Source organism: Haemophilus sp. UMB1048, from assembly GCF_030218125.1.
In the GTDB taxonomy this organism is placed as follows: domain Bacteria; phylum Pseudomonadota; class Gammaproteobacteria; order Enterobacterales; family Pasteurellaceae; genus Haemophilus_D.
Window position 1 is genome coordinate 1 of sequence record NZ_JASOPB010000225.1, and the last position, 229, is coordinate 229.

The window sequence follows — 229 nt, forward strand, 5'->3', positions numbered from 1 at the left end:
GGCAATTAAGAATCAGCTTTGTGGTAAATGGCGTTCAGTGGGTATTATGTCAGATGAAGCCGGTATTATATTTGATGGATATACCCTGTCTGAGTTGCCTTTTATTAACAAAATGTGGGATGGCTCCGTATTGTCGGTGGACAGAAAGAATGAACCCGAACAGATGATTGAAAATGCCAGAATGACATTATCCCTCATGGTACAACCCGGTCTTTTTGACCGATATATG

1 protein-coding gene is annotated in these 229 nt (G+C 41.0%); it reads left to right on the top strand.

Translation table 11 applies throughout. The annotated features are described in order from the left end of the window. Positions 1-4: 4 nt before the first annotated feature. A partial coding sequence (locus QP437_RS10560) for a DUF3987 domain-containing protein (RefSeq protein WP_285267809.1) occupies positions 5-229 on the top strand: 225 nt, incomplete at its 3' end.